This window comes from Achromobacter sp. SIMBA_011 (assembly GCF_046535435.1).
GTDB lineage: Bacteria > Pseudomonadota > Gammaproteobacteria > Burkholderiales > Burkholderiaceae_B > Achromobacter > Achromobacter dolens.
Genome location: NZ_JAWRWN010000964.1, coordinates 1 through 249 on the forward strand (window position 1 = coordinate 1; position 249 = coordinate 249).

Below are 249 nucleotides of genomic sequence, written 5' to 3' on the forward strand. Positions count from 1 at the left end.
TATGCCTGGCACGATACCAGCCAGGAATAAAGCCCCAATCGAAACATTTCCCATGAACCCGTAAAGGATCAGCCCAATTCCCGGCGGGATGATAACGCTGATGATCGATGATGACGCCGTCAACGCCGCAGAAAAACCTACGTCGTAGCCACGACGCGTCATTTCCGGCACAAGAACCTTAGACTGCATCGCCGCGTCCGCATTGGCGGAACCTGAAACTCCGCCCATAAGAGTAGAGAGGACGACGTT

General features: G+C 54.2%; 1 protein-coding gene. It reads right to left on the minus strand.

Annotation, left to right across the window (positions count from 1 at the left end; translation table 11 throughout):
* Positions 1–249, minus strand: a 249-nt coding sequence (locus tag SB816_RS33865; RefSeq protein WP_410548483.1) for a TRAP transporter large permease subunit, incomplete at both ends; no start/stop codon positions are given.